The organism is Pseudomonas sp. GW821-FHT03C07 (assembly GCF_059420925.1).
Map to the genome: position 1 here is coordinate 1 of NZ_JBWKUQ010000049.1, position 933 is coordinate 933.

Below are 933 nucleotides of genomic sequence, written 5' to 3' on the forward strand. Positions count from 1 at the left end.
CCCCCCCCCCCCCCCCCCCCCCCCCCCCCCCCCCCCCCCCCCCCGCTCCCACAGGCACCGTGTCCGGCTTTAACTGGGTGACATCAGCGTTTGCCCGCTCGCTACAGTTTGTTGTTCGCCGGTCGTGACACCCTGCATTAACAAGCCGGACCGCAATTTCACCTTAATAGAGAGAACCATCATGCGTCTGAGTCTGAAGACCAAAGTCGTGTCCCTCGCGGTACTGCCGGTATTGCTCTGCGCCCTGGTGATCAGCCTGACCATGGTGTGGATCCTGCAGAATCAAGCCAAGGATGAAGTGGAGGAAACCCGTCAGCGTCTGCTGTCGGAGGCCAAGGTGACCTTGCAGAATTACGTCAGCCTGGCGATCACCGCGATCAAGCCGCTCTACGATGCGTCGGCCCAGGGCGACATGGTGGCCCGGGCGCAGGCGGTGAAACTGCTGTCGAGCATCAAGTATGGCAAGGACGGTTACTTTTTTGGCACCGATTCGCAGATCGTGCGGGTGTTCAAGAGCGACAACCCCGATGGCGTCGGCAAGAATTTCAGCGACGCCCACGATGCGAATGGCGTCTACTTCACCCGCGAGCTGGTCCGGGTCGCCAAGGACGGTAGCCATTACCTGAGATACAGTGCATCGCTGGCTACCAACGAACAGGTGCTGGTGCCCAAGATCGCCTATACCGAATTCCTGCCCAAGTGGGATATGGCCATCGGTACCTTCGTCAACCTCGACGGTATCGAGGCCCAGGTCGCGGAGGTGGAGGCCAAGGTCCATCAGCGTATGGAAGGCGTAATCCTGAGTATCTTCGGGATCGCCTTTGTGGTGCTGCTGGTGATCGCGGTGCTCGGCGCGCTGATGGCCAATGGTATTTTGCGACCGCTGCAACTGATGAAGCTCAGCCTGGACGATATTGCGGCCGGCGAGGGCGA

General features: G+C 60.5%; 1 protein-coding gene. It reads left to right on the forward strand.

Annotation, left to right across the window (positions count from 1 at the left end):
• Window positions 1-181 precede the first annotated feature (181 nt).
• The coding region (locus AC07VG_RS33425) for a cache domain-containing protein (RefSeq protein WP_495022567.1) at window positions 182-933 on the forward strand (752 nt) is incomplete at its 3' end.